The 644-nt window shown below is 69.9% G+C and carries 1 protein-coding gene; it reads left to right on the top strand.

Translation table 11 applies throughout. The annotated features are described in order from the left end of the window. Positions 1–116 precede the first annotated feature (116 nt). On the top strand, positions 117–644 hold a 528-nt coding region (locus AOK15_RS35255), incomplete at its 3' end, for a HoxN/HupN/NixA family nickel/cobalt transporter (RefSeq protein ID WP_478078819.1).

The raw sequence follows: 644 nt of genomic DNA, 5'->3' as shown, positions 1-644 counted from the left end.
CCCGCGGCGACCTGACCGAAACGTGGCACGGGCTTTACTGCGACCTAGTTGCAGCTGCCAATCACCGGCACAAGGCTGAGGGGGCCGACCGCTCGACGACAGAAGGCGCACGCTCCATGGCCACCGTTCCCGACACCGCCCGCCCGGCCCCCGCCGGGGAGGGCGGCTTCTCCTGGCGTCGGATCCGCGCCTCCCTGACCCGCGAGGAGTGGGCGAGCCTCGGCACGATGGCCGCGTTCATCCTGGCGCTGCACCTCATCGGCTGGTTCACCCTGGTCGTGATCGTCGCCCCCGAGCACTACAGCGTCGGCAGCAGGACCTTCGGCATCGGCATGGGCGTCACCGCCTACACCCTCGGCATGCGGCACGCCTTCGACGCCGACCACATCGCGGCCATCGACAACACCACCCGCAAGCTGATGAGCGAGGGGCGACGGCCGCTGTCCGTCGGCTTCTGGTTCTCCCTCGGCCACTCGTCGGTCGTCTTCGCCCTCACCTTCCTGCTCTCCCTCGGCGTCAAGGCGCTCGCCGGGCCGACCCGGAACGGGGACTCCGGACTGCACGCCGTGGCCGGCTGGATCGGCACGACCGTCTCCGGGACGTTCCTGTACGCCATCGCGATCGTCAACCTGGTGATCATGGCG

The sequence above is a fragment of the Streptomyces ossamyceticus genome (assembly GCF_001418475.1).
Taxonomy (GTDB): Bacteria; Actinomycetota; Actinomycetes; order Streptomycetales; family Streptomycetaceae; genus Streptomyces; species Streptomyces ossamyceticus.
Note: the sequence above shows the minus strand (reverse complement) of the source record. Positions and strands in the feature narration are given on the sequence as shown.